Origin of the sequence: Psychrobacillus sp. FJAT-21963, from assembly GCF_001420585.1 — a bacterium.
Lineage (GTDB): Bacteria > Bacillota > Bacilli > Bacillales_A > Planococcaceae > Psychrobacillus.
Genome location: NZ_LJIY01000001.1, coordinates 666,467 through 692,105 on the forward strand (window position 1 = coordinate 666,467; position 25,639 = coordinate 692,105).

General features: G+C 36.4%; 23 protein-coding genes. 12 read left to right on the top strand and 11 right to left on the bottom strand.

The window, feature by feature from the left end:
• Positions 1-161: 161 nt before the first annotated feature.
• Positions 162-983: an NAD-dependent epimerase/dehydratase family protein gene (locus AN959_RS03085; RefSeq protein WP_253278860.1), complete on the bottom strand. Its 822-nt coding sequence runs from the start codon at positions 981-983 to the stop codon at positions 162-164.
• 56 nt (positions 984-1,039) lie between these two features.
• On the opposite strand from AN959_RS03085, the gene AN959_RS03090 reads away from it, so the two are divergent.
• The 3 genes from AN959_RS03090 to AN959_RS03100 all read left to right on the top strand — a co-directional run bounded on the left by AN959_RS03090 (position 1,040) and on the right by AN959_RS03100 (position 4,173).
• Entirely contained in the window at positions 1,040-2,044 is a 1,005-nt protein-coding gene (locus AN959_RS03090; protein ID WP_056828177.1) for a hypothetical protein, read from the top strand.
• A gap of 47 nt (positions 2,045-2,091) precedes the next feature.
• A complete protein-coding gene (locus AN959_RS03095; RefSeq protein WP_053590611.1) occupies positions 2,092-2,274 on the top strand; it encodes an SE1832 family protein in 183 nt (60 codons plus the stop codon).
• Between the two features lie 330 nt (positions 2,275-2,604).
• Positions 2,605-4,173: an ABC-F family ATP-binding cassette domain-containing protein gene (locus tag AN959_RS03100; protein WP_053590612.1), complete on the top strand. Its 1,569-nt coding sequence runs from the start codon at positions 2,605-2,607 to the stop codon at positions 4,171-4,173.
• A gap of 388 nt (positions 4,174-4,561) precedes the next feature.
• Here AN959_RS03100 and AN959_RS03105 read toward each other — a convergent pair whose 3' ends face one another.
• The 3 genes from AN959_RS03105 to AN959_RS03115 form a co-directional block, all read right to left on the bottom strand.
• Positions 4,562-5,200, bottom strand: a complete 639-nt coding sequence (locus AN959_RS03105; protein ID WP_056828179.1) for a hypothetical protein — start codon at positions 5,198-5,200, stop codon at positions 4,562-4,564.
• Between the two features lie 441 nt (positions 5,201-5,641).
• Complete coding sequence (locus AN959_RS03110) at positions 5,642-6,190, bottom strand: RNA polymerase sigma factor (protein WP_056828181.1); 549 nt, start codon at positions 6,188-6,190, stop codon at positions 5,642-5,644.
• Between the two features lie 121 nt (positions 6,191-6,311).
• Positions 6,312-7,586 (bottom strand): hemolysin family protein, encoded by a 1,275-nt coding sequence (locus AN959_RS03115; RefSeq protein ID WP_371256463.1) that lies wholly within the window; start codon positions 7,584-7,586, stop codon positions 6,312-6,314.
• Between the two features lie 113 nt (positions 7,587-7,699).
• On the opposite strand from AN959_RS03115, the gene AN959_RS03120 reads away from it, so the two are divergent.
• A complete protein-coding gene (locus AN959_RS03120; RefSeq protein WP_056828184.1) occupies positions 7,700-9,115 on the top strand; it encodes a dipeptidase in 1,416 nt (471 codons plus the stop codon).
• A gap of 446 nt (positions 9,116-9,561) precedes the next feature.
• Here the strand turns inward: AN959_RS03120 and AN959_RS03125 are convergent, their stop codons facing one another.
• Together AN959_RS03125 and AN959_RS03130 are read right to left on the bottom strand one after the other, a co-directional pair.
• Positions 9,562-10,140: a nitroreductase gene (locus AN959_RS03125; protein WP_056828186.1), complete on the bottom strand. Its 579-nt coding sequence runs from the start codon at positions 10,138-10,140 to the stop codon at positions 9,562-9,564.
• 84 nt (positions 10,141-10,224) lie between these two features.
• Positions 10,225-12,042 carry a diguanylate cyclase gene (locus AN959_RS03130; RefSeq protein ID WP_056828188.1) on the bottom strand — a complete coding sequence of 606 codons (1,818 nt, stop codon included), beginning with the start codon at positions 12,040-12,042 and terminating at the stop codon, positions 10,225-10,227.
• A 49-nt stretch (positions 12,043-12,091) separates the two neighbouring features.
• Between AN959_RS03130 and AN959_RS03135 the strand changes: the two genes are divergently transcribed.
• Positions 12,092-12,664 carry a glycerol-3-phosphate acyltransferase gene (locus tag AN959_RS03135; RefSeq protein ID WP_056828189.1) on the top strand — a complete coding sequence of 191 codons (573 nt, stop codon included), beginning with the start codon at positions 12,092-12,094 and terminating at the stop codon, positions 12,662-12,664.
• 104 nt (positions 12,665-12,768) lie between these two features.
• Positions 12,769-13,620, top strand: coding sequence for a DegV family protein (locus AN959_RS03140; protein ID WP_056828191.1), 852 nt, complete (start codon positions 12,769-12,771; stop codon positions 13,618-13,620).
• A 48-nt stretch (positions 13,621-13,668) separates the two neighbouring features.
• Here AN959_RS03140 and AN959_RS03145 read toward each other — a convergent pair whose 3' ends face one another.
• Complete coding sequence (locus tag AN959_RS03145) at positions 13,669-14,157, bottom strand: amidase domain-containing protein (protein WP_053590622.1); 489 nt, start codon at positions 14,155-14,157, stop codon at positions 13,669-13,671.
• A gap of 145 nt (positions 14,158-14,302) precedes the next feature.
• Between AN959_RS03145 and AN959_RS03150 the strand changes: the two genes are divergently transcribed.
• Complete coding sequence (locus AN959_RS03150; protein WP_056828192.1) at positions 14,303-15,325, top strand: DUF2804 domain-containing protein; 1,023 nt, start codon at positions 14,303-14,305, stop codon at positions 15,323-15,325.
• Between the two features lie 101 nt (positions 15,326-15,426).
• Here AN959_RS03150 and AN959_RS03155 read toward each other — a convergent pair whose 3' ends face one another.
• Complete coding sequence (locus tag AN959_RS03155) at positions 15,427-16,467, bottom strand: NAD(P)/FAD-dependent oxidoreductase (protein ID WP_056828194.1); 1,041 nt, start codon at positions 16,465-16,467, stop codon at positions 15,427-15,429.
• Positions 16,468-16,589: 122 nt separating this feature from the next.
• Here AN959_RS03155 and AN959_RS03160 point away from each other — a divergent pair, with 122 nt between their 5' ends.
• From AN959_RS03160 to AN959_RS03175, 4 genes are read left to right on the top strand one after another with little or no spacing between them, the layout of a single operon-like run.
• Positions 16,590-17,381: an ABC transporter ATP-binding protein gene (locus AN959_RS03160; protein ID WP_056828196.1), complete on the top strand. Its 792-nt coding sequence runs from the start codon at positions 16,590-16,592 to the stop codon at positions 17,379-17,381.
• 4 nt (positions 17,382-17,385) lie between these two features.
• Positions 17,386-18,306: an iron-hydroxamate ABC transporter substrate-binding protein gene (locus AN959_RS03165; RefSeq protein WP_056828197.1), complete on the top strand. Its 921-nt coding sequence runs from the start codon at positions 17,386-17,388 to the stop codon at positions 18,304-18,306.
• A 59-nt stretch (positions 18,307-18,365) separates the two neighbouring features.
• Positions 18,366-19,364, top strand: a complete 999-nt coding sequence (locus tag AN959_RS03170; RefSeq protein ID WP_056828199.1) for an iron ABC transporter permease — start codon at positions 18,366-18,368, stop codon at positions 19,362-19,364.
• Positions 19,361-20,368 carry an iron ABC transporter permease gene (locus AN959_RS03175; RefSeq protein ID WP_056828201.1) on the top strand — a complete coding sequence of 336 codons (1,008 nt, stop codon included), beginning with the start codon at positions 19,361-19,363 and terminating at the stop codon, positions 20,366-20,368. Before AN959_RS03170 ends, AN959_RS03175 begins: the two co-directional genes overlap by 4 nt.
• A gap of 60 nt (positions 20,369-20,428) precedes the next feature.
• Here AN959_RS03175 and AN959_RS03180 read toward each other — a convergent pair whose 3' ends face one another.
• Positions 20,429-21,025, bottom strand: a complete 597-nt coding sequence (locus AN959_RS03180; RefSeq protein WP_056828203.1) for a TetR/AcrR family transcriptional regulator — start codon at positions 21,023-21,025, stop codon at positions 20,429-20,431.
• A gap of 176 nt (positions 21,026-21,201) precedes the next feature.
• On the opposite strand from AN959_RS03180, the gene AN959_RS03185 reads away from it, so the two are divergent.
• Positions 21,202-22,026 (top strand): alpha/beta fold hydrolase, encoded by an 825-nt coding sequence (locus tag AN959_RS03185; RefSeq protein WP_056828205.1) that lies wholly within the window; start codon positions 21,202-21,204, stop codon positions 22,024-22,026.
• 57 nt (positions 22,027-22,083) lie between these two features.
• On the opposite strand, the gene AN959_RS03190 is transcribed toward AN959_RS03185, so the two are convergent.
• On the bottom strand, positions 22,084-22,803 hold the full coding sequence (locus tag AN959_RS03190; protein ID WP_053592195.1) for a glycerophosphodiester phosphodiesterase: 720 nt from the start codon (positions 22,801-22,803) through the stop codon (positions 22,084-22,086).
• A 1,965-nt stretch (positions 22,804-24,768) separates the two neighbouring features.
• On the bottom strand, positions 24,769-25,635 hold the full coding sequence (locus tag AN959_RS03195; protein ID WP_056828208.1) for a GNAT family N-acetyltransferase: 867 nt from the start codon (positions 25,633-25,635) through the stop codon (positions 24,769-24,771).
• Positions 25,636-25,639 lie beyond the last annotated feature (4 nt).

Here is a 25,639-nt window from a genome sequence, read left to right on the forward strand (position 1 = left end):
ACAGAACCTCCTTTATCCGCTTCTCATTGTATCAAAAAAGGAGGTCTAATTTCGAAATTAACTTTCATTTTGACAAAGTTCATCCTTTTGACTGAACCCCTCTTTCCTCGACTTTCTAATTAATACAGTATATGCATGAACCCAATGAGCTGTAATTTGCTTTAATCTTCTATTTTTTCCTTTTCTAAAAATATATCTTTTCGATTTTCCCAATTAAACAATTCTTCTCGCGGAATCGGCTGCTCATCCTCTTCTATAATTGGTTTCGCTTCTAAAATAGGTAAAGCTTTATATATATTCACTTTATTTTTATTTCCATGGACTGCATAATGGTATATTGCAAAAGCTAATTGTTTACCTTCAATAGAACGAAAGCGCTTAAAGGGGCCAATCAATAGTGGATTGAGTAGTTGGAATACTCCTTCCGCAAGCCTTTCCCCAAATCGAAATTCTCCTCGATCCCCTGTAAGTAAGGTCGGACGGAAAATGGACAGCTGCGGAAGATTTAAGTCCATAAGTTCTTGCTCCATTTTCCCTTTTATACGGCTATAAAAAAACGGAGATTTTTTGCTAGAACCCGCTGCAGAAATGACAAGCACATGCTGTATCCCCCTTTTTTTTGCCAACGAAGCAATTTGAAGAGGATACATAAAATCCACTTTTTCAAAGTTCTCCTTCGTTTTCGCTTTTTTCATCGTTGTTCCTAAACAACAGAATAGATCATCTGCAATTTCTAAATCCTTTTCTTCCAACATATCAAAATCCTTTATTGTTACATCAAGTTTTGGATGCTTATATGTAATGTCTCTTCTAGCAATAATTGAAACTGCAACATATTCTTCACTTTCACATAACTGTTTTACTAAAAAGCTTCCAATAAATCCCGTTGCACCAACAACGATAGCTGTTCTTTTTTCCATTTCACTATGCCACCCATCCAGTAATAAGTAGAGATCTGAGCCTTTCGTTATTCTTGCAGTCATACACACCTGTCCCTTTCCATACAATAAAAAGTATAGTAAGGAAAGGATGATGAAAATTGAAACTAGCTTATCTTTTAAATACACTTCCTCACCGCGGATTATATCCTGCTGATCGAGCAAAAACACTGCTCCCTGCTTTAAATACTACAGATTGTAAATTTTTTGTACCTAGTTCGAATACGAGCCTAATTGCATATTTAGAAACGCTAAATATTAAAGCTGTTTTATTTAGAAATAATGCTAACCTATTAGAAGAAATGAAACTTTTTAGTCCTAATTGTATTATTCATGATAGTGGGAACTCTGAAAAAGATTTGATTCGGCATTTAAAAACATTTAACTGTCCACTTATCCATTTCGATGATCATGGGGATGGCGGAGCATTAGCTGACATTGTTTTTCAGGCATTATATGAGAATCCAAAGGACATTTCCAAAGAAAATTATGTATATGGACCTACTGGATATATTCCAGCACATAAAATTGTCTATAAAAATAATAACATGTTACAAGATCCGCCACATATTGTGGTAGCCTTCCCTCATGAAGATCCGGAAAATTTGACGTATCGCACGTTAAGGCATCTTGTCCAGCTGCACATCCCTTTACAAATTAGTGTAATTGTTGATGAAAATTATAAGCATGACATAACAGAGCTGAAGCGGTTTGCACTTACTCGAAAATCCATCAAAGTTATTTCCACCAAAGAACCAGATTCTTATATATATACTAGTGATATCGTCATTACTTCTGGTGCTTACACCCCCTTCCTTGTAGCACAACTTAAAATTCCTTGCATTATTTTGTGTGCACATGAGGAAGAGATGAATTATGCATTCCCACAAGAAGTAAATGGCTTTGCCAATTTGGGATTAGGACGCAAAATCAAGCAATCCTACCTTCAAAATGCTGTGATGGAAATCATTTTGCATGACAATAGAAGAAAAGCATATATACAGAAGCAGCAACATATTCAATTTAGTTCTAATTTAGAAGATGTTGTAAATCTTATCAATGAAACTATAACGAAAAAAATAGAACAAGAAGAAATAGCGCGTTAAACAACTTTTTATGCTACAATTAGGCAAAAAGCTGAAGGTGATTTTTCATGACAAAACAACAACTACAAGCGCAGATAGCTGAGTTAAAAATGGATTACATCCGTTTACAAGGAGACATGGAAAAACTGGAATCAAACGGCCATCCCACTCAAATAGAAAACGCCGAACGTAGACTAGCCAAAATGGAAGAAGACCTTGCAGAACTAAACAAACAGCTCGCGGAATTGTAAAACGTTAATTATTCAGATTTCTGGCAGATAAATTTCGAAGCTAGGTTCCCAGACTGACTTGAAAACGCTTGTCAGTCGAGGCAACTTAAGTTCACGACATCCTTGTCGCAACGGTTGCATAACCCAATCCTATGGGACTGCACGCCGGCTCGAGACGGAAGCTCAATATAGTTTTTATGAGCTTACAATGGTGTGCCAGCAAATGTCTTTCTGCAACGAGCTTTGCGCAGGAGCAAATGTTCTTTCTGCGACGAGCTTTTCGCAGGAGTAACGAAGAATGAGAGCGTTTGACAACAGTCTAGCGAGCTTTCTTTATGGAGGAAACAATAAATGAGCTTATTAAACGTAGAAAATTTGGGACATACATTCGGAGATCGCACGCTTTTCAAAGAGGTTTCTTTTCGTTTAGTGGAGGGAGAACATGTTGGACTAGTTGGTGCAAACGGGGTTGGTAAATCCACTTTGATGAATATACTGACAGGCGAAATCATTTATGATGAGGGCCGTGTAGAATGGTTGCCTGGCACTCATTACGGTTATTTGGATCAGCATACCCGTTTACAACAAGGACGCTCCATGTTCGACACACTTCGAGATGCCTTTTTGCCTCTTTATAAAAAAGAGGAAGAATTAAATGAAATCATCGCAAAAATGGCGGATGCCACTCCAGAGGAATTGGAAGAATTACTAGAACAAATGGCGGAAATCCAAGATGCTTTAGATGCTGGTGATTTTTATTCATTAGACATGAAAGTGGAAGAGGTCGCTCGTGGTCTTGGGTTAGATGCTATCGGATTAGACCGTCCAGTTGAAGCACTATCTGGTGGGCAGCGTACAAAGGTGCTTCTAGCTAAGCTTTTATTAGAGAAGCCAAAAGTATTGCTATTAGATGAGCCTACCAACTATTTAGACGAAGAACACGTTTCTTGGTTATCTAACTATCTGAAAAACTATCCATATGCGTTTTTATTGATTTCGCATGATACAGAATTTATGAATGGTATTGTAGATGTCATCTTCCACTTAGAGTTTTCAAAGTTGACTCGTTATACAGCATCCTATGAAAAATTCTTAGAGCTTGCAGAGTTAAACAAAAGACAGCATATTGATGCTTATGAAAAGCAACAAGACTTCATAAAAAAACAAGAAGAGTTTATTGCCAAAAATAAAGCGCGCTATTCTACAACGGGACGCGCAAAATCTCGCCAGAAACAACTTGATCGCATAGAGCGTATAGACCGTCCAGAAACAGCAGCAAAGCCTGAGTTTAGCTTCAAAGAGTCTCGTAGCTCTGGTCGATACGTGGTAGAAGCAGAACATTTAGAAATTGGTTATGATAAGCCTTTACTCCCTCCTTTAACGTTCACTATTGAACGCGGAGAAAAAATTGCGCTTGTTGGAATGAATGGTATTGGTAAATCAACCTTACTTAAAACGATGTTAGGCAAAATTCCTTCACTGGGTGGAAAAGTAACTCGTGGGGATTTCTTATTTCCTTCTTACTTTGAACAAGAAGTAAAAGCAGGTAATATTACACCAATCGAAGCCATTTGGGAAGTTTACCCAAGCATGGAACAAAGCCAGGTACGTGCGGCTTTAGCTCGAACTGGTTTAAAAAGTGAACATATTTCCCGTCCACTTTCTAGTTTAAGTGGTGGCGAGCAAGCAAAAGTACGTTTATGTAAACTGATGATGGAAGAAAGTAACTGGTTAATTTTTGACGAACCGACAAACCATTTAGATATCCATGCAAAAGAAGAACTAAAACGTGCAATGAAAGAATTTAAAGGAACTATCGTACTTGTGAGTCATGAACCTGAATTCTACGAAGGCTTAGTAACAAAAGTATGGAACGTAGAAGAATGGTTCTCCACTGGAAAAGAAGTAATAGAAGAATAAGTATGTTCGATTGCCCTGAGTTTAGTTAGCTCAGGGCTTTTTATTACATAGGCTCTGTAATTTTTGTTCTTTAATAAATTTGTACATATACTACACGAATATGAGCAAATGTATTCTTCATATACTTCATTCGAGCAATTTGGTACTGCAATCTCTCGAGCTTATATATTTTCTCTTGTGTTTCTGATCATGATATACCTGGATATTTCCAACCGAAGCTATTACCCCAAAATCATCTGCACCAGTACCATTGATAGGCATTTTACCTCTACCAAACCAATAATCTAAATATCTAACTGAAACAATTGAGTTCCTATTATTTCTATCTTTCAACACAGATCAACATAGTTGGTTATTAACTCCAATAAAAATATCACACCTATCTTTTCTAATATTTGACTTCTATAGGTAACATTAAAAAATAATATTCATTTACTTGTTTCCAAACAAATTTATGTTGATTATTAAAATTTATTTTTACACTTGCTCGACTTTTTAATTTGGGTATTAGTTCAAAATTGGATTTAGTTATATAATTATTACACATTGAAAAGCTATATGCTGTACTGTCTAATTTTTTTGATTCTTTTGTGTAAGAACCGTTATCAGTTATCATAAAAAAATAAGCTAGATCATAACCCGCGTTTAAACACCCTTCAAGTGATTGTATGTCAGAGTATGCATCAATCCTAGCCTCATCGTCTGCACCTTGTGACTTCTTTTTAAATTTCAGTTCAATTGCTGATTTTGAGATAATTACCCCATTTTCAAGTAGGTTACATGTAATATCAATATACTTATTTCTTCCATTAATATTTATTTCTCTTACTTCTAAATCTACATAAAATTGCTCTGTACGAGAGAAACAATGTAAATCTCCAACTTGCCGCAATATGTTGCCAAAATTATGCTGAAAAGGCGCTTCTTTAGAGACAATTAACCTACCGTTAGTAAATTGACTTATAAATATTTCCCAAGACTTCACTATTATCATTTTGAGTTTTTCTGTTGCGTTTGATGAATACATCGTAAAACACTCCTACAAAGATTTTTTTCGATTATAGTATCTTTGATATTATATCTTTTATATTATTTTACCTCTATCNTATTATATCTTTTATATTATTTTACCTCTATCTATTTAATAGATTATTAATGTTCCTAAATACCCTTCTCCACATTACACCTTTGTTTTTTTATTCACTTTTAAAACTAGAGCGGAAAATCATCGTCCGACACTTCAATTGGTCCCTCGCTATTTGCAAAAGGATCTTTACCCACCCTTCTATACTTCTGGAGAAGCTGAGTTGTCGAGCATTGTTTTGTGAGCCTGCCCATTCCTCGGTCCTAAGAATTGAACGCTATTTGTATTAAAATAAATGGACAATGGGAACCAATTCGTACTGAGAGCGTCCAATATATTAAGTAAAGCAAAAAAAGCCCCCATCACTGGAGACTCTCCTCTTTATTATGCTAAAACTAATGATTCTTTTGCTATATCATCATTCATAATTAATTCTTTCAAGCGTTGTTTCGCTCTAAATAGTCGTGATTTTACCGTGCCAATAGAAACCTTCATCACTTCAGCAATTTCAATCAATGAATACTGGTGAACATAAAAGTATAAGACAGTTTTTTGATAGATACCGTCTAATTCGGCAACTTTAGAACGGATGATTTCACCTACGTCCTCTTTCTCCAGTTGCTCCTCTACCGATAAAACATCGGAAGCGATTAAATCTAGAATAGAAACATCCAATTGTTCGGGTTGGTTTGCAATATATTTGCTACGTCGCACTTGTTTACGATAATGATCACGGAACGTATTCATACAAATAGTTGTTAACCACGCTTTTAAATGGTCAACCTCTTTCATATAAGATTCGTAACGTACTACCTTCATCCAAACTTCTTGCATTAGATCTTCCGCATCTATTTGATTTTTAGTTAATTTTAGACATAAGTAGTATATGTAACGGTTATATTCTTCATAAACATTTTCTAATTTGACTTGCATGGTTATTCCTCCGCTCAGCTTTTGTTGATACCTTTATAATGCCAAATATCAACCTTTCACTCCATCGGATTCTCTTTCAACTCTATTACAAACGTGTAAGAATAAAAAACGCAAGGAGTAATTAACTCTCTTGCGTTTCTGCTTCTATCGCTTCAGTTATAATTTCTTTTTTAATAATCGTTAATTTAGCAATACGGCTCCGATCCATTTCGTTTACCTCGAAAAGTAGATTTTCATATGTAAACTGTTCATTTTCTTCCGGAACATGCCCTAGCTGATCTAGGATAAAACCACCGATTGTATCATTTTCATTTATGATGTTAATATTAAACATTTGATTAACCTCTTCGATTTCCAAACGTCCTGCGCAGATTAATTGATTCTCAGTCATTTCGTGCACTAATATTTCTTCATCATGATCGGTTTCGTCTTCAATTTCCTGCCCAATCATTTCCTCTAATAAGTCTTCATGTGTCACAATTCCAAGTGTTCCACCATATTCATCCAATACAATCGCCATATGCTTTTTGTGTGTCAACATCAGTTTAAAGACTCTTTCGACACTCAATGTCTGCACTACAAATAATGGCTCTTTATCAATTATTTCATCTAAACTTGTAGATGGAACCATCGACCATTCAATCAGCTTTTTCGAATAAAACATTCCCACTATTGTATCCATATCCTCATCGTATACAGGATATCGTGTATAAAAGTGTTCTAATATCGTATCTCGTACTTCTTCATATGTGGCTTGTAAAGGAATTGCAACCACTTCCGTTCGGTGGGTTGATAAAACGTCCGATACATCTTTATTCGGAAAATCGAGTATACCTTTTAAACGCTCTGATTCTTCTTCTTCGAATGTCCCATTTGTAGAAGCTATATCTACCATATTTAATAATTCTTCTTTTGAAATGGTTGTTTCCCTGACAGCCCCATTAGAACCAATACGAATAATCATATTGATTAGTCCCGCTATTAAAAACGTTATTGGTCTTAGCAGTTGAACTAGAAGGCGTATAAAAGGAGCAATTATGTAAACAATTGATTCTGAAAAAGTACCAGCAATTGTTTTTGGTAAAACTTCAGCAAACAGTATTATCAAAACCGTTAAAGTGACAACTGACCAAGCAATATTCCATTGGTAATTCTCTGCTATCAGGATTAACAAAACAGTTGCCGCTATATTTGCAATCGTGTTTCCAACTAAAATTGTTATGATCATTCGGTCCGGTTTCGATAAAAGAACAAGTAGTTTCTCTGCTGCCCTCTCCCCTTGTTCAGCTCGTAACCGAACCTTCGTCCTATTAACTGTCGTTAAAGCTGTTTCACTTCCTGATAAAAAAAATGAAACAAGCAGTGCAAAACCTAATAGTACAAATTCTATGTACAAGTGTGTTTCCTCCTAAAATGATTAACTCGAACAGTATTTCTTTATAACTATAGCATACTGTGATTTTAGTTGTCACAAATCTTATGCTATACTATTTCTATTCACGAAATTTTATGAAAAGAGGGGTTTTAGTGAGCCAATTTTCAGTTTTAGATAGTTACTTTACAGAAAAAAGAGAAGCACATTTAGAAGAACTAAAGCAATTCTTGCGCATACCAAGCATATCTTCTTTATCAGAGCACAAAGAGGATATGCAAAAAGGTGCACAGTGGTTAGCAGATTCCTTTACTAACGCTGGATTAGAAAATGTCGTTATTGATAAAACAAGTGGTCATCCTGTTGTATATGCAGATTGGTTACACGCTGCAGGTAAACCAACTATCCTAGTTTATGGTCATTATGATGTGCAGCCTGTTGATCCCTTAAACCTTTGGGAATCAGAACCATTTGAACCACAAGTCAGAGACAATAAATTGTACGCTCGTGGCGCTAGTGATGACAAAGGACAAGTATTTATGCACGTAAAGGCAGTAGAAGCACTTCTTCAAACAGAAGGATCACTACCTGTTAATGTAAAATTTTTAATAGAAGGTGAAGAAGAAGTCGGTAGCCCTAATTTAGAAGAGTACATTGAAAATAATAAAGAAAAACTTGCTGCTGATGTGATTGTCATTTCAGATACTGGTATGCAAGGTCCTGGTCAACCGGCAGTTTGCTACGGCTTACGCGGGCTTTGTGGCGTACAAATTGATGTAAAAGGTGCAAAAGGTGATCTTCACTCTGGACTTTATGGTGGGGGAGTTCAAAACTCTATTCATGCACTAGTTTCTATTTTAGATTCATTCCGAGATGCAGAAGGTACAATTGAAGTGGAAGGATTCTACGAAAATGTCCGCCCTCTTCTAGATGAAGAAAGAGAAGCATACAAAGCACTTGGTTTTGATGAAGAAGAACTGAAAAAAGAAGTAGGTGTAGATGAACTTTTTGGTGAAAAAGGATACTCTCATTTAGAACGCGTGTGGGTCCGCCCTACTTTAGAAATCAATGGTGTATTCGGGGGATTCTCTGGAGAAGGCATTAAAACAGTCTTACCAAGTGAAGCAGGAGCAAAAATCACTTGTCGTTTAGTACCAGATCAAGATCCAGACGAAATCGTCGCTAAACTAAAAGCTCATATTGAGAAAAATAAACCAGCTGGTGTCACAGTAACACTAACTGAATTTGACAAAGGAAAACCATTTATCACCCCATTCGATCACCCTGCAATTCAAGCAGCTGGTCGCAGCTATGAAAAGGTATATAAAGTACCTACAGCATACACTCGTGGTGGAGGATCTATCCCGATAGTAGCAGCATTCGATGAAATTCTAGGATTACCAGTAGTATTAATGGGCTTTGGTCTATCTACTGAAAATTTCCATGCTCCAAACGAGCATTTCCATCTAGAAAACTTCGACCAAGGCTTACGAGTAATTGGCGACTACTACTACGAACTAGCAGAGCTTTCTAAAGAAAACTTAAAAAAATAATAATTCTTCTAAAACACATGGGTTTATAAAATCCATGTGTTTTTTTCACAAAGAATGGTTTATTTGAATATACGAGAAATAACACCAGATGATGCAGAGAAATTTGTTGAGTTAATAAGCTATATAACAAATGATAAAGAAATCAACTCTACTTTTGTTTCTTAATTAATATTTCTATGAGAAATGGTCTCGTATATCGTAGAATTGGTCTTGGTTGAAAGCAATTTGGTCTCGGTTACACTGCGATTTGTCTCGCTTCCCTCTGAATTGGTCTCGTTTAGACATTTCGCGCCATTATAAGTAAAATAATTCCAAATACTATTACCGAATGAATAAGTTGCTCACTTTAATGAAATGACTGCCCTCTCGCCATTTCCTCAGTTCTACTGAATTTCACTTCAAAGTAAATAAAAAAGCTATCTCGGAGTGAGATAGCCATCTAAATATTACGCTTGTTTTTCAAATACTGTAACGAACTCTTCTATACTCTTTCGTGGTCTTGGCTTAGGCATTTCATCAAAGTAACCAACCTGTAGCATGCTAATGATTCGTTCACCATCTTTTATTCCAAGTGCTTCGCGGAATTTAGGGTTGTCTAGAAATCCAGGTGTTTTCCAGCACGATCCGATGCCTCGGTCCCAAGCTAGTAATTGCACATTTTGTACAAGCATACTAGCTGCCGCATAGTCTTCCAGTCTTTCCTTTTGGCGTGCATCTTCAGGAACGATAACAAATACATAACCGCCAGCTAATGTATATTTTTTCATTTGTTTCTCTAAATCTTCGTCTGAAAGCTCTTTCCACTTTGGTAATCCAAATTCTTTTAATACATCATATAAATCTACTAGTTCTTTTCCGCAAGCAACAACAAATCTCCATGGTTGTCTTAGCTGATGATTTGGTGCCCATAGAGCATCTTCTAAAATAGATAATAATACTTCTCGCTCTACTGGCTGTCCATTATATAACTTGATAGAACGTCGCTGTATAATGGCGTCGCGAATACTTAATGATTGATTCATCATTTTTTGAAAAACTCCCTTTTAATAAACATGAATGATTATTATTATCATACCAATTATGGCATTACAATAAAAGCCTTGTCTTTCTTAAAGCAGTGTTACTCGATTTTTCCCATTTTTCTTTGATTGGTAAAGTGCTTTATCTGCACGATCAATCAGTTCGTCCTTCTTTTTAAAAGCATGCTGCTCGGTAGATGATGCTCCAATACTTACAGTTACATAATTATTGTCCTTACCAAGACTAAATTTCTGTTCCTCGATCAATAAGCGGATATCCTCTGCAAAATTTAAAGCATTTTGTATAGATGAGTTTGTTAAAACAACAGCAAATTCTTCGCCACCATATCTTGCAACAAACGTATCTTCGGGACACATCTCTTTTATTAGCTGAGAGCTTTTAATTAATAATTCATCTCCTGCTACATGCCCATAATTATCGTTATACACTTTAAAGTTATCAACATCGATCATTAAAATGGATAACGGACTATTATTCTTAAATGATTCCTCAAAATATTTACTCATATATTCATCAAAATATCTACGATTATAGATTCCTGTTAACCCATCAATTAATGTCAATCGTTTCAATTCATCGTTTTTTTGCTTCAATTCCTCTGTTCTCGCTTTTATTTTCTCATCTAAAGAGGAATTCAGAACTTGTAAATCACTAGATAATCTTTCTGCTTCTTCAAATTTTCTTGCATAGTCTTTACTTAAGTTAAATGACTGAATTAAAACATATAAAAAGAATCCACTTGTAGATAATGGTATAGAAACAATCCAATTAAGCGTAAGTAACACATCATTGAGTACAGTTACAAAGTAAACAAGATTAGCTATTAAATTGACACGAGCAGTCGGACGTTTTCTTTTGTACGCTACAATAAGAACATATAAACCATAAAGTACATAAAGTATTATGATTTTAAAGATAAAGTCTAATAATGGTCTGAACACCAATGGTTGCTCAATTAAGGTAAAAATTATTGAACAGAATGCTATGATAATTCCAATAAGAGTTGGTATTTTTTTCATTTCCTTCGGATACATCGCTTTTATAAAAAGTAAATAGAATAAGAATAAAAGATATATACAAATAATTTCAATTCGATATACCCATATCCATTCCATGGAAGGAAAAATTTTATTTAAATAAAAAGGTGATTTGACCATTGTATAGATGGAAATAAGGATACTAATTAAACCAAAGTAAAAAAAGACAATCTCTTTTCTTCTAAAGAAGAAGATAATAAGTTCATATATTCCCATTACTAAAATGGCACCAATAGAAAACATTGTATACGCAAGCGTCGTACTATTAGTTTTAGAAATTTGTTCAGATGTCCCTAAAAATATAGGCTTCGTGGCTCCTCCTACTGGATGGTCAAAATTAGCGACATGTAAAACAATATTTAATTCCCTATTTCTTGGTGTAAAATAAACTAGTTGGTTGGAATATTCGGGTTCACTCGTTTTGGCACTAGTTCCTACAAACCCATTCGATGCTACCCTTACTCCGTTTACCAATAATGTGTAAGAGGTGTTTTGATTTGTAGTTGTAAGTGCAAGCGTGTTCCCTACTTTTTCTTCAGGTATAGTAACCTTTAAATAGTATGTACCGTAACCCAGAGATGTACCCAATGTATTCGCCCAATCGGATGGTACCAAGAGGTTGGCATAATCTCTTTCTATTAATCTCTTTTTAATTTCATTTTCAGAAAGCAATTCTTGCCAAAAAAACTTCCATTCCCCATTTAATTGAACTGGGCCAGAACTTGCAAAATCTTCAATCGTCAAGTTTAACTTCCCGTTTTGTGCAGTAACAGGAGGAACTGTCTCATTTGAACAAGATGATAGTATAAATAAAAAAGGAATCAGTAGTAGTAAAAAGCATTTTTTCATACTTTGCAGCCTTTCTACTTTCACAATCAAACCTAATTGAGGTGATGTAATGTATCTGTATTGGATTATTTGTTATATAGTCGGCACCTTCCTAACCGCTTGGTGGGTAGGAAAATGGAAAAAAACTGATTTACGAACACGTCGAAGTGGTAACCTAGGTGCAAGAAATGCTGGTGCAGTTCTTGGAAAATCAGCTTTTTTAGTTACTTTTTTAGGTGATGCCTTAAAAGGTGTTCTCGTTATCTGTATTGGCTTTTATTTTCAATTTTCCTATGAATACATTGCAATCGGAGGATTATTTGTTATATTAGGTCATCTTTTTCCATTTTGGCTAAAATTTAAAGGTGGTAAGGGGATAGCTACATTCATTGGTGTCGCTCTTACTTATAATACACTATTATTTGGAATATTTGCGTTACTTTTTCTTTTATTAATATTAATTCTTCGAAGTGCAACCTTGAGCATGATCGTTGCCTTTTTCGCATATGCTTGCATTTGTTTGTTGTACCCAGCTTTTCAAGATGCTTGGCCACTTTCTATAGCTATTTTTATTATCTTGATACGCCATCGATTTGACATGATTGAGTCATGGAATGAAAGATGGTGGAAAAAGACTATTTAATGTTATTAATATTATAACAATTTCCCAAGAAGTTCTAAGTATACTATTAATCTGTATGCTATAATTATTATCATTTAAATAATTTATTGAATAGGATGTTTAATATGACGAAGAAAAAAATAGCATGGGTTGTAGATAGTAGTGCATATGTAAGTGAAACATTAAAAAACCATCCAGACGTTTATGTGATCCCGCTTAATATCCATTTCGGTCAACAGGAATTTATAGATGGTGTTGACTTAACTTCAGCACAATTATACGACCGACTTCGTATAGAAACGGAGTCCATCAAGACATCTCAACCGTCCGCTGGCCAGTTTGCTGAGCTATATTCTAAATTAGACAAGGACTATGAGTCTATCATAGCAATCCACGTTACCAACAAATTAAGTGGAACAATTTCAGCCTCGATGAGTGGTGCTCAAATAGCGAAAGTAAATGTGGAATGTGTTGATTCCCTTTCATTATCTGCTGGGATTACTGGTCTTGTTGATAAAGGACTACTTTTACAAGAACAAGGATTATCCTTTGAAGAAATAGCCATCCAATTAAGAACATATGCTACTAAGTTTCGAAATTATATTCTAATAGGTAATTTAACTCGCCTTTACAAAAGTGGAAGACTAAGTAGTGTCCAGTTTTATCTTGGTAATCTTTTGAAAATAAAACCTGTTATACAAATTAACAATAAAGGCGAGCTTCAAGAATTAGATAAGGTTCGTTCTCATAAAAAAGCAATACAGTATTTGATAAATAAAGTAGTGGAATCCATACAAACAGAAGGAGCAGAAATAGTTTATATTATGCATGCTAATGCTTTGGAGCAGGCAGAGAGCTTAAAAGATGCCATTCAGATGCAAGTACCTAACTTACAGATCACTATTGGAGAAATAAGTACTTCACTTGCTGTGCATGCTGGAGAAGAAACACTTGCTGTACTTTGGTACGCTTCCTAACAAAACAGAGGGTCACCAATCCATCCTGGTCACCCTCCTTTGTTATGATTAAAAATTGTCTTTAACGTGGAAGAAAATATAACTAGTTTTTGAAGTATGCGCATAGGAATCTGCATAATTCCAATACCTATTTCGACTGTTATTCGTATGAGCGTTAACATATGGCATTCCATTTTGAATACTCGTAACTATAGTAGAGTGATCGTATCTTCCGTCCCCTTGAAAATCATAAAAAATTAAATCACCAGGAACAAGTTTTGAAGGTGAATTTACTTGTGTTGCCTGTAATCCCTTTGTAGATCCCGCTAAGTACCAACGTAACGAATGTGGGGTACTCCAACTCAAACTCCATGAATTACTACTTAACCACCAGCCTCTCTCTCTGTTTGGCTGTCCTCTCATCGGGGCACCTCCCGCAAATAGACATTGTGAAATGTAATTTGTACAATCCACATCAAATTTTGGAAATTTCGGATTATAACTATTCCACCACTTTTGTGCATATGCCACAGCTGCATCACGATCATACTTAACCAATTTTCAACCTCCCTATACTTTGTTTATATGATTTCAATGAAAATATATGCTAGTATTGATTCAATGAATCCTTTTTTTAAGCAAACAAATAGAAACTGAGTAGAAAAAGTGGACTGAAGCTCGGTTTTAGAAAGGAAGATGGCTGATGCCACAACATGCAGAGAAAGAAATTACAGTACCTACCCTGCTTTGCGATGATAAGGGGAACTTGAATCCTAAGGCAATTGGATATGCTAAAAAACCAATTATTGAAAGCAATCTAAAGGGGCACTATATGCGGAAAAAGAAGTGGAATTATTGGTGCGTGTTCGGGGATGAAATTCTCTTTTCTGCAACAATTAGTCATTTAGATTACGCAGCAGTTTGCTTTGTTTACTTTTTAAATTACGAAACGCAACGATTTGTGGAGAAAACGGTAACCATTCCTTTAGGAAATAAAGTCAAAATGCCAACACAAATTCTAGAAACTGTTCAATTACATTCAAAAGAAATGTCCATCCAGCTTTTATATATACAGAATGAGACACATATGACTGTGACTATCCCTAACTTTGATGGAGATCTCTTGCATGCTGACTTACATATTTCACATCCTGTAGAAGATGAATCATTAAATGTTGTAATTCCATGGAGTCGTACACAATTTCAATTTACGGCAAAGCATCATCTATTACCTACAAATGGTTTTGTGAAAATTGGTGAGGCTCGTTATTCTTTTCAAGGAGAGGATAATTTCTCGGTGCTTGACTATGGAAGAGGAGTTTGGCCACGAGAGGCCACTTGGAACTGGGGATTTGCATCCCAACGTGTAGGTCTAAAAAGAATCGGGTTAAACTTTGGCGGTAAATGGACCGATGGTACAGGGATGACGGAAAACGCTATTTTTGTAGATGGGAAGATGACAAAAATACATGAAGATTTATTGTTTTCTTATAACCCACATGATTTCATGCAACCTTGGACGATTAAAACTAAATTTTCCAATGAAGTGAATTTAACCTTCACCCCATTCTCCCACCGTATTGCTAAAACTGATGCAAAGCTAATTTCCTCCGAAGTCCATCAAATGACAGGTTATTATAATGGGAAAATCCAACTAGAAAACGGCCCAACTCTGAATATTCGGGAATTGCTCGGTTGTATTGAAGAGCACAAGGCCAAATGGTAATAATTATATGAAACGCTGTTTCCTGAGGCATTGTCTACTCAGGAAGCAGTGTTTTTTTGGCTGTGTTGACAATGGATGGTTAGTTGGAATAACCCTTTTCCTTAAATCAGTTGTTTAATCAATTCTTTATTTCTCTCCTTAAATACTTCGTTATGAGAGGAAACCATTGCAATTTTACTTGCATCTGGTTGAATATATTGTTTTGCACAATTGACTGCATTAGCAGCATCATGGAAAGTTCCTGCAATTAAATGTAGTTTACCAGGATGATGAAGAATGTCTCCAGCCGCAAAAACACCTTCAACAGAAGACTCACTTAAACTATTTCCAGCAACATAAAAATTCTCTGCAATGTTAATATCTACGTTACTATTCTTCAATAAATCTGCATCTTGTTCATACCCATGATTGATGACCACTTCATCAATTGTTAAATACGTAACCTCCCCAGTTTCATGATTTGTTAAAGCAACGCGCTCAATTACGTCATGATTATCGTTAGCTATTAGCTTTGATATAGTTGTATTAAAATAACACGTTACGGAGCTTTCGAGAAGTTGACTTATTTGTGCCTCATGACCATTCAACGCATCTTTTCGATAAGTAACATAAACTTTTTTAGCAATTGGCTCTAGTTCATTTGCCCAATCTATCGCTGCATTTCCTCCTCCTGAAATGACAACCGTTTTATTTTTAAATCTTTGTCGAGATTTCACCGTGTAATTTAAATTGCTCACTTCATATCTTTCTGCCCCTTCAATCTCTAGTTTAATAGGATTGAGTATTCCACTTCCAACTGCAATAATAATGGTTTTAGAGAAATGCTGCTGCCCAGATGTAGTATGCAAAACAAATAATCCATTTTCTTCACGAGAAATCGATTCTACCTTTTCATTTAATACGACCTCTGGATTAAACGTTAGTCCTTGCTGCACCAATTGACCAATTAGCTTTTCACCCGAAATTGGCGTTTGTCCTCCAACATCCCAAATCATCTTCTCTGGATAAACATGTATCTTCCCTCCTAAATGAGGCTGATATTCGATAATCTTTGTTTTCATCTCTCGCAACCCACTGTAGAAAGCGGAATAAAGTCCTGCTGGACCTCCACCAATAATCGTTACATCAAAAATATTATCCATTCGATCCCGTCCCTCACTAAAAATTATTGTTGACATCGTTCATAAAGTTACATATAGTTGCATATATGATAATGATAATCGTTATCAATTATAAAAGCAATCTTTAGTTTGGAGGTTAACATATGGTTCGTCTATATACAGATGATTTGTCTATTGGTTATGGCGATCGATTAATTGTGAAAGAATTATCTGTTGAAATACCCGACCAAAAAATTACAACTATTATTGGGCCAAATGGATGCGGTAAATCTACTCTTCTAAAAGCTATTACTCGTATTATTTCGCACCAGTCTGGCGCAATCGTCTTAGATGGAAAAAGCGTTTCAAAAGAAAACACGAAGAATCTAGCAAAGAAGTTGGCCATTTTACCTCAAACACCTGAAAGCGCTGCTGGACTAACTGTTGGTGAGCTCGTTTCGTATGGTCGATTTCCCTATCAGACAGGATTTGGACGTCTTTCCAAAAAGGATTTCGAGGTAATCGATTGGGCACTAAGAGTTACAGGTACAAGTGTATTTAAGCACTACCCCGTTGATGCTTTATCTGGAGGTCAACGCCAACGTGTTTGGATAGCAATGGCGCTAGCTCAAGAAACAGAAATTATTTTCTTAGATGAACCTACCACCTATTTGGACATGGCCCACCAGTTAGAGGTCCTTGAGCTTTTACAAAAGCTGAACAAAGAAGAAAAACGAACTATTGTCATGGTATTACACGATCTCAATCAAGCTGCTCGATTTGCGGACTACATAATCGCTTTAAAAGCAGGGCAAATTGTTAAGGCAGGAAGCTGCAATGAAGTGATTACAGAAAAAGTATTACAAAATGTGTTCCAAATTGATGCTGAAATTGGTATTGATCCACGAACTAGCAAACCTATGTGCATTACATACAATTTACTCAGAGGAGAATAAGAACATGAAAAAATTATTATTATCTATTTTATTTTTGACCGCCTTCGTATTAGGGGCATGTAATAGCGAACCAACAGAAACAAAAGCAAGTGAAGAAAAAGAAGAGCCTACTACTATTACTTATCAATCTGAAGAAGGTCCAATAGAAGTTCCCGCTGATCCGAAAAGAGTTGTTGTTGTTTCTTCATTCGCCGGGAATGTTGCAGCGCTTGGAGTTAATTTAGTAGGAGTAGATTCTTGGTCTAAAGAAAACCCTAGATACGAAAGCTATTTAGCAGATGTGGAGGAAGTATCAGAGGAAAATCTTGAGAAAATTATAGAACTAAATCCGGACTTAATCATCGGTCTTTCAACCGCTAAAAATTTAGATAAATTAAAAGAAATTGCACCAACTGTAACATTCACTTATGGAAAAGTAGATTACTTAACACAGCATTTAGAAATTGGAAAACTATTAAACAAAGAAAAAGAAGCACAGGATTGGATCAATGATTTTAAAGAACGCGCTAAATCAACTGGGGAGGAAATAAAAGGAGTAATTGGTGAAGATGCAACCGTTTCAGTTATTGAGAATTTCGATAAACAACTATATGTATTTGGTGATAACTGGGGTCGTGGAACGGAAGTACTTTATCAGGAGATGGGCTTAAAAATGCCGGAGAAAGTAAAGGAAATGGCATTAGAATCTGGATACTATGCTTTATCTTTAGAAGTATTACCAGAATTCAGTGGAGACTATGTCATTTTTAGTAAAACAGCAGATCAAGACAACTCTTTCCAAGAAACTGATGTATACAAAAATATTCCTGCTGTGAAAAATAATCGGGTTTTTGAAGCAAATGCAAAGGAATTTTATTTTAATGATCCAATCTCATTAGATTTCCAACTTGAATTCTTTAAAGACCACTTCATAAGCAGTAAGTAATAATGACGGAGGATCCTCGTAATGGATTCCTCCCTCTTTCATGAGAAAGGATAAGTAGTATGAAAACTTCTGTTCAGTTTGGTATAAAGTTTTTCATAGGGTTGGCCATGCTTCTGACTATGTTTATCATTTCTGTGGTGTTTGGTGCAGCAGAAACAACAATGCAAGATGTGTGGAGTGCTATTTTTACAAATATGAAGAGCGATGAAATTAATATTCTTCGAGAAATTCGTTTACCTCGGGAAGTTGCGGCAATAATTGTAGGTGCTGCTCTTGCTGTTTCTGGAGCCATTATGCAAGGTATCACCCGTAACCCTCTTGCTGATCCTAGTTTATTAGGATTAACTTCTGGAGCCAACGCAGCACTGGCTATTACAATTGCTCTGTTACCTGTTACCAACTATTTAGGGATAACAATTGCATGTTTCATAGGCGCTGCTATTGGTGCATTAATGGTTTTTAGTCTCGGTGCTGTAAAAAAAGGCGGTTTTTCTCCATTTCGAATCGTTCTTGCAGGTGCGGCAGTTTCCGCCTTTCTATATGCTATCGCAGATGGTGTTGGAATTTACTTTAAAATTTCAAAGGATGTTTCGATGTGGACAGCAGGAGGTTTAATCGGTACCTCTTGGAAGCAACTTGCAATCATAAGTCCTTTTATTGGCGTAGGAATATTAATTGCCCTACTACTCTCTAGACAACTTACTATTTTAAGTCTCAATGAAGAGGTTGCAGTTGGACTCGGACAAAAAACTGTTCAAATAAAGATTATCTTATTCATCGCCGTTATTTTACTAGCCGGTGCTTCAGTTGCAATTGTCGGTAATATGGCGTTTGTGGGATTAATGGTCCCTCATATTGTACGTGCTGTTGTTGGCACCGATTACCGTTATATAATTCCTATGTCCATTGTTGCAGGAGGCATTCTCATGTTGATAGCGGACACGTTAGGACGAACAATAAATATCCCTTATGAAACACCTGTTGCTGCAATTATTGCAATAATGGGATTACCTTTCTTCTTAATAATAGTCCGTAAAGGAGGAGGCATATTCCGATGATTCAATCCGAACTGTTAAAAAAACAACGTATAATTCTGTTTAGTTTACTTACTCTACTTTTATTTACAGCTTTTATTAGTGCTGGACTTGGGTACTCTTCTTTATCATTTGATCGGCTTGTACAGACTATCTTAGGGAATGGGACATTCAAAGAAGAATTTGTATTATTTTCTATACGATTACCAAGAATTATTATAACAATTCTTGCCGGGATGGCATTAGCACTTTCTGGAGCAATTTTACAAGGAATTACACGAAATGATTTAGCAGACCCAGGTATTATTGGCATAAACTCAGGGGCAGGAGTAGCAATTTCTTTATTTTTCTTATTCTTTCCCATAGAACCAGGTTCTTTTGTTTATTTACTACCTGCTGTTGGGTTTATTGGAGCATTACTTAGTGCAGGTTTTATTTACCTTTTATCTTATAATCGCAAAGAAGGTTTGCAACCAGTAAGATTAGTTCTTACCGGAGTAGGTTTTTCCATGGCATTATCTGGTTTAATGATTGTGCTTATCTCCTCTGCCGAGAGCCAAAAGGTAGATTTTATCTCAAAATGGATAGCCGGTAACATTTGGGGGGCTGATTGGCCATTTATTTTTGCCCTCTTACCATGGTTAATTATTTTAATCCCCTTCACTCTTTATAAAGCCAATAAGTTAAACCTTTTAGGGTTAAGTGAGCCTGTAGCGGTCGGTGTTGGCGTCTCCATAGAAAAGGAACGTATTGTTCTGTTATTGGCAGCTGTCGCTTTGGCAGCCTCTGCTGTTTCTGTTACTGGAGGTATTGCTTTTATAGGTTTAATGGCGCCACACATAGCTAAGTCATTAGTTGGTCCTAGACATCAATTATTCGTACCAATAGCGCTTTTAATAGGCGGTTGGCTTTTACTCTTTGCAGATACAATTGGTCGAAATATTATTGAACCAAATGGAATTCCAGCAGGAATCATGGTCGCCCTCATAGGTGCTCCATATTTTATGTATTTGTTATGGAAGAAATAATTTGGAAGAAAAAAACACGAACGGCTGTAGCCGCTCGTGTTTTTACTTTCTCGTGCTGTTTTATTTGTTTAACATTTGATGATCAATAAATTGAATAATATTACTTGAGCAGTGTCTAATGTATTTGCTATCATCAAATAGCTTGCTTAGCATTACACCACCTTCTATCACTGCAATAATATAAGTAGATGCCTCTTCAGTATTTATATCTTCTCTAAATTCTTTATTCTCTATCCCTTTTTGAATAATCATAGTTAATTTTCCGATAAAAGTTTTCATCGCTTGCTGAGCCTTCTCTTTAAGAAAAGGGTGTCCATCGTCGCTTTCAATGGCTGTATTTAATATCGGACATCCTCCTTCCAAAGAGTCGTTTTCAACGAGATCGATATAGACGTTGCAAATTGCTAACAAACTTTCTTTAGAATTACTTGCATTCTCTAGTGCTTTGGAAAGGAAAGACAGAATTTGCGAAAATGAATAATCAAAAGCCGCCAGAGCTATTTCATCCTTGTTTTCAAAGTGATTATAAATGCCACCTTTTCTTATACCACAACGCTCTATAATCTCTGAAAGAGAAGCGCCTGTATATCCTTTTGTATTAAATAAACCGGCCGACTCGCGGATTATATGTTCTTTTGTAATTTGTCCCTTTCGCATTCATCATACCTCCCATAAAAAAGTACCGTTTGGTCTCAAAACATTATACTACGTTTAGAATAACAATCAATAAATGTGTAAATTTTCGTGTAATTAAAAATTGTCTTGCAGTCTAGTTTGCGATATGTTAAATTAAAACAGACCGGTCGGTACTAAAATAGAGAGAGGATTTGTTTATGCAAAAGAAATGCTTAACAATTCGAGGCAGAGAAGTGTACTTTTTGGATGATGGTTTGATAAATGCCCCTGCTGTACTTTTTTTACATGGTTTCCCGGAATCTTCATTGCTTTGGGGAGAAATAGTCACGTCTGTACAGAAGGCTGGTTACAGAGCGATTGCCCCAGATTTACCTGGCTTTGGTCAAAGCGAAGCTTTTAATGAACCTTCTACCTGGGAGAGATATATGGATTTTATAAGCGACTTTTCAGAAGAGCTTTCTCTAGAACAATTTCATCTTGTCACCCATGACTGGGGAAGCCTTATAGGAACAAGATGGGCATGTAGCAATCCTGAACGTGTTCATAGTTTAATCATTGCAGATGCTACTTATAGTCCTGATTTTGTTTGGCATAAAGACGCATTAATTATGCGTTCTCTTGGTGGTGGAGAGCAATTTATTGAATATCTAAAAAATAAATCAGTATTTGAGGGTTTTATAAAAAAATCAATTCCAAATCTTTCTCAAGCAATTGTGGAGGATTTTTATAACCTATTTTCAGATCCAATAAAAATTAAAATCGCTCTAGAATTATACCGTTCGGGTGATATGGATAAACTAGAAATTTATCGTGGACGTTTAGCAGAATTTCTTTCAATGCCGGTTTCTATCATTTTCGGCGAGCACGATACTTATATACTCCCGGAATATGGTCGGAAGTTAAAAGATGAAGAGTTACACCATGCTAATTATTACATCATTCCAGGGGCAGGTCATTTCACCCCTTTGGAAGCCCCAATCGAATTTATAGCTATTCTCACAAAACATTTAAAAAGCGTATAACTGAAATTCCCATAAACATAAATAATGGACTGCTTTATGCCGCAGTCCATTCTAACTTTATTTATTCAAATAATTATACATTTTTTCTGGGTAATCTGTAAAAATCGCGTCCACTTTGACAGCTCTAAGCATATCTGCATATGCTTCTTCATTCACTGTGAAAACACGAAGCTTTCTTCCGCTAGCAACCGCTTCTATTCCCATCGGTCTTAGCGCAGTCGGGAAAAAGGCATGAAGCGCATCAGCTCCAACTATACGCGCATAATCATGTGGAGCGATCATTACTTCCATAAATAAAATGGCCGTTTCTATTTGAGGAGCCAACTTCTTAAAAATTCTGACCATTTCATGATTGAAAGACGATATTACAACACGATCCTCTAATCGATAATCCTTCAACATTTCCAGAACCTTTCGTTCCATCCCCTCATATGGGAAAACATCTGATTTCAATTCAATATTTATATGATGATGTGTATCTTTAAATACATATAATACTTCTCTAAGTGTCGGAATTTGTTCTCCCTTAAATTTAGAAGAAAAACTCTTACCAAAATCATACTTTTTCAGCTCTGCTAGTGTCATGTCCTTGACGAAGCCTTTTCCGTTAGATGTACGGTCAATTGTCTCATCATGAATGACAACTAGCTCCCCATCCTTTGTCATATGAACATCAAATTCTACCCCATGTACCGGAAGAGCTGCAGCTGCTTTGAACGAAGCAATCGTATTTTCTGGATGTGTCCCTGCCGACCCCCTGTGTGCATACACTTTCAAGTGAAGACCTCCCATCAATATTCTTCCTTTTATATACTTCCTATTATACACAGTTAGAACCTAATAATAAAAAACGCCATCTCCAAAAGGAAATGACGCCATATAAATTAATCCCTCGGTGGGATAGGAATATATTTTAGCTTAGGTGGTCGTGCTTTTTTAAGAATAGTCCATTGTAGACTTGTTTGAACCATTTGTCTCAAGTGAGTGAAAGGTAAAGATTTTAATCGTTTATTCGAAATTCTCAATGTTACATTGCGTTCGTTTAAACCCAATATGTATCTCTCCTTTTCGATTGAACGATGTCTTCATCATTCATCATATAGATAGTTTATGAAAGAGATGTGAATGTTATGTTTAGAGTTTGTTAATCTAGTGACTTTCCAATATATTTGGTAGCTTTCGTAAGGGGATTTGGTTGCTGTGCTTTCCTCCAATTCAACTTCTATTTTTAAGCAATGCGCTTGTAACGCACTTTAATAGCCACCTGTTTTCAATCGTTTCCGGAGTGCTATGGACAGACTTTGGCTACATTATTACCGTAGAAATATTTTGAAAGGGTGGTCGTGACTGTCGTCACGACCACCCCTTCTTTTTTTTCGGTAATCTTATTGCTATTGTCTGTCCGTCGCCCTCCTGCAAATTTGGAGACTGGTTAATAGCTTTTTGGAAAATGAGAGAATAGATGCGCCTATTCATATTGTAACCTCCCAAAGATGCCATTTCGGTCGATATCGTTCTCCTCTATTACGTGAGTGCTTACTATTTTTCTATATTCAACATGATAGATAATTCCCTTCTTTAAGATATTTATTAGTGTGACTGATTTATACCTCAAACCTTATCGTTACTTTGTTTAGTGTTATCTCTGCAGGATCGTAGCATGACACTGAAAAAATCTATAGAATTTGACTTTACTAAAAAATGTCGTCAGATAAATAAGAAAATCGTTGAAACGGCTCCCTTTCCGCGGGCGTTGCCTTAGCCTCCTAGGCCAACACGATGTTGGTCATGCAATCGTTGCCGCAGGATGCGGCGAACTTAGATTGCCTTCCCCTCAACTGCGGGGTCTTCGGCCAACGCTATTCCAGCAGGAGTGTCGCCTTTTTCAACGATTTTCTATAAATCCTAATTGAAAAAATTCACATGATAAAAACATGCTCTTTTAATGGCATGATCGTTTTCTAATTGAAAGGGGGTAATAGAAATTGTAGTGTAAGGCGGCGACTCCCGCCGGAATAGCAAATGTTTTCTGCACCGAAAGCGAAGCGTCAGGTGCATGAGCTGAAGACCCTGGACTGAGCGTAGCGAAATTAATTTTTGCGACGAGCTAGCGCAGGAGCATTGTTTTTTGCGACGAGCTTTGCGCAGGAGCAGGATGCGGTGAACTTAGATTGCGTTCCTCTCAACTGCGGGTTCTTTGGCTAACGCTATTTCCGCAGGAGTGTCACCTTTTCCAACGATTTTTTATAAATATTAATTGAAAGAATGTAAGTGATAAAAACTTCCACTATTAATTTCATAATGATTTCCTAATTGAAAAGCGGATAAGAGTTAANTGTAGTGAAGGCGGCGACTCCAGCCGGAATAGCAAATGTTTTCTGCACCGAAAGCGAAGCGTCAGGTGCATGAGCTGAAGACCCTGGACTGAGCGTAGCGAAATTAATTTTTGCGACGAGCTAACGCAGGAGCATTGTTTTTTGCGACGAGCTTTGCGCAGGAGCATTGTTTTTTGCGACGAGCTTTGCGCAGGAGCAAGGGAAGCGGCTGAAGCCATGCCGGCGGAAAGCGTCCGCCTGGAACGAAAATTAACGGGTCCAATGTGAACAACTTGTCGATTGAGGACTTTTCAGTGTCCTCAGCGTAAGAAAGGAAAGCTAATTGCTCCTCGTCAAATGGAAGGTAAACTAGTTACTAAATTAATATTCTTTCCTACTCTTTTAAAAAAGGATGACCCAATTGGGATCATCCTTTTCTATAAAAATGTGTATGTTGGATTGTTTGAAATCCTGCTTTCGTATAGATAGATAATGCAGTTTCATTATCTGTTTCTACGTCTAAATATACGAATGTTTTTCCTAAGAGATATGCTTCGTTTTTGGACCAGTTTAATAATGCAGTTGCTACCCCTAGACCTCGTGCTCTTTCATGAACAGCTAGTCCGGTTACCCATAACTTATCAGCATCATCTACTAAAGAAACAGTACCTACAACGTCATTATCCATTAATGCTATGATGAGTTGACGATTTGGCGTAACTGTATTAAATGCAATTAGTTCTCTAGCTTCCTCTTCGGTGTCTCCAAAAGCACTTACTAACACTTCTATTACTGCGGATTCTTCTTCCCTGTAGGGAAGAATTTTAATATCATTTGAAACGGAAGTTATTTCTGCATTTGCTCCCATCGTTCTCTCCGAAAAGTCATGGGTGTACCCAAGCTTCGTTAGCAAAAGTTGACCTGCTTCTGCAGTTTCAGGAATTATTGCTAAATCGGTCTCTGCTCCTCTAAGCTCTAAGTTTCTTATCAGTTCCTTTACAAGTTGATTCCCAATTCCTTTACGACGGATGCTCGGTAAAACTAGTGCACTCCACTCGAAATCCGATGTAGCTATGCGATCTATAGCAGTTGCTAACCCAATTAACCTATCAGATTCGTCGTCGTATGCTAACACGCAAAAACCTTTTAAATGATAATCCGTCAGTTCATCTATACTTAACAAAGAAGTATAGTTTTCTTTATCTTCCATAGATGCTTCTTGTATCAATGCTTTTATTTCTAGCATCGTATCAACATCTAATGGTATTGAAACAGTCATAAAAGAAATATGCATATTT

Coding starts and splice junctions, on each gene's coding strand:
- AN959_RS03135 (WP_056828189.1), top strand. CDS start 12,092: ATGTATCTGTATTGGATTATTTGTTATATAGTCGGCACCTTCCTAACC.
- AN959_RS03185 (WP_056828205.1), top strand. CDS start 21,202: ATGCAAAAGAAATGCTTAACAATTCGAGGCAGAGAAGTGTACTTTTTG.
- AN959_RS03105 (WP_056828179.1), bottom strand. CDS start 5,200: ATGTATTCATCAAACGCAACAGAAAAACTCAAAATGATAATAGTGAAG.
- AN959_RS03125 (WP_056828186.1), bottom strand. CDS start 10,140: ATGATGAATCAATCATTAAGTATTCGCGACGCCATTATACAGCGACGT.
- AN959_RS03130 (WP_056828188.1), bottom strand. CDS start 12,042: ATGAAAAAATGCTTTTTACTACTACTGATTCCTTTTTTATTTATACTA.
- AN959_RS03195 (WP_056828208.1), bottom strand. CDS start 25,635: ATGCATATTTCTTTTATGACTGTTTCAATACCATTAGATGTTGATACG.
- AN959_RS03180 (WP_056828203.1), bottom strand. CDS start 21,025: ATGCGAAAGGGACAAATTACAAAAGAACATATAATCCGCGAGTCGGCC.
- AN959_RS03120 (WP_056828184.1), top strand. CDS start 7,700: ATGAAAAGAGGGGTTTTAGTGAGCCAATTTTCAGTTTTAGATAGTTAC.
- AN959_RS03095 (WP_053590611.1), top strand. CDS start 2,092: ATGACAAAACAACAACTACAAGCGCAGATAGCTGAGTTAAAAATGGAT.
- AN959_RS03155 (WP_056828194.1), bottom strand. CDS start 16,467: ATGGATAATATTTTTGATGTAACGATTATTGGTGGAGGTCCAGCAGGA.
- AN959_RS03100 (WP_053590612.1), top strand. CDS start 2,605: ATGAGCTTATTAAACGTAGAAAATTTGGGACATACATTCGGAGATCGC.
- AN959_RS03160 (WP_056828196.1), top strand. CDS start 16,590: ATGGTTCGTCTATATACAGATGATTTGTCTATTGGTTATGGCGATCGA.
- AN959_RS03140 (WP_056828191.1), top strand. CDS start 12,769: ATGACGAAGAAAAAAATAGCATGGGTTGTAGATAGTAGTGCATATGTA.
- AN959_RS03165 (WP_056828197.1), top strand. CDS start 17,386: ATGAAAAAATTATTATTATCTATTTTATTTTTGACCGCCTTCGTATTA.
- AN959_RS03170 (WP_056828199.1), top strand. CDS start 18,366: ATGAAAACTTCTGTTCAGTTTGGTATAAAGTTTTTCATAGGGTTGGCC.
- AN959_RS03085 (WP_253278860.1), bottom strand. CDS start 983: ATGACTGCAAGAATAACGAAAGGCTCAGATCTCTACTTATTACTGGAT.
- AN959_RS03110 (WP_056828181.1), bottom strand. CDS start 6,190: ATGCAAGTCAAATTAGAAAATGTTTATGAAGAATATAACCGTTACATA.
- AN959_RS03175 (WP_056828201.1), top strand. CDS start 19,361: ATGATTCAATCCGAACTGTTAAAAAAACAACGTATAATTCTGTTTAGT.
- AN959_RS03150 (WP_056828192.1), top strand. CDS start 14,303: ATGCCACAACATGCAGAGAAAGAAATTACAGTACCTACCCTGCTTTGC.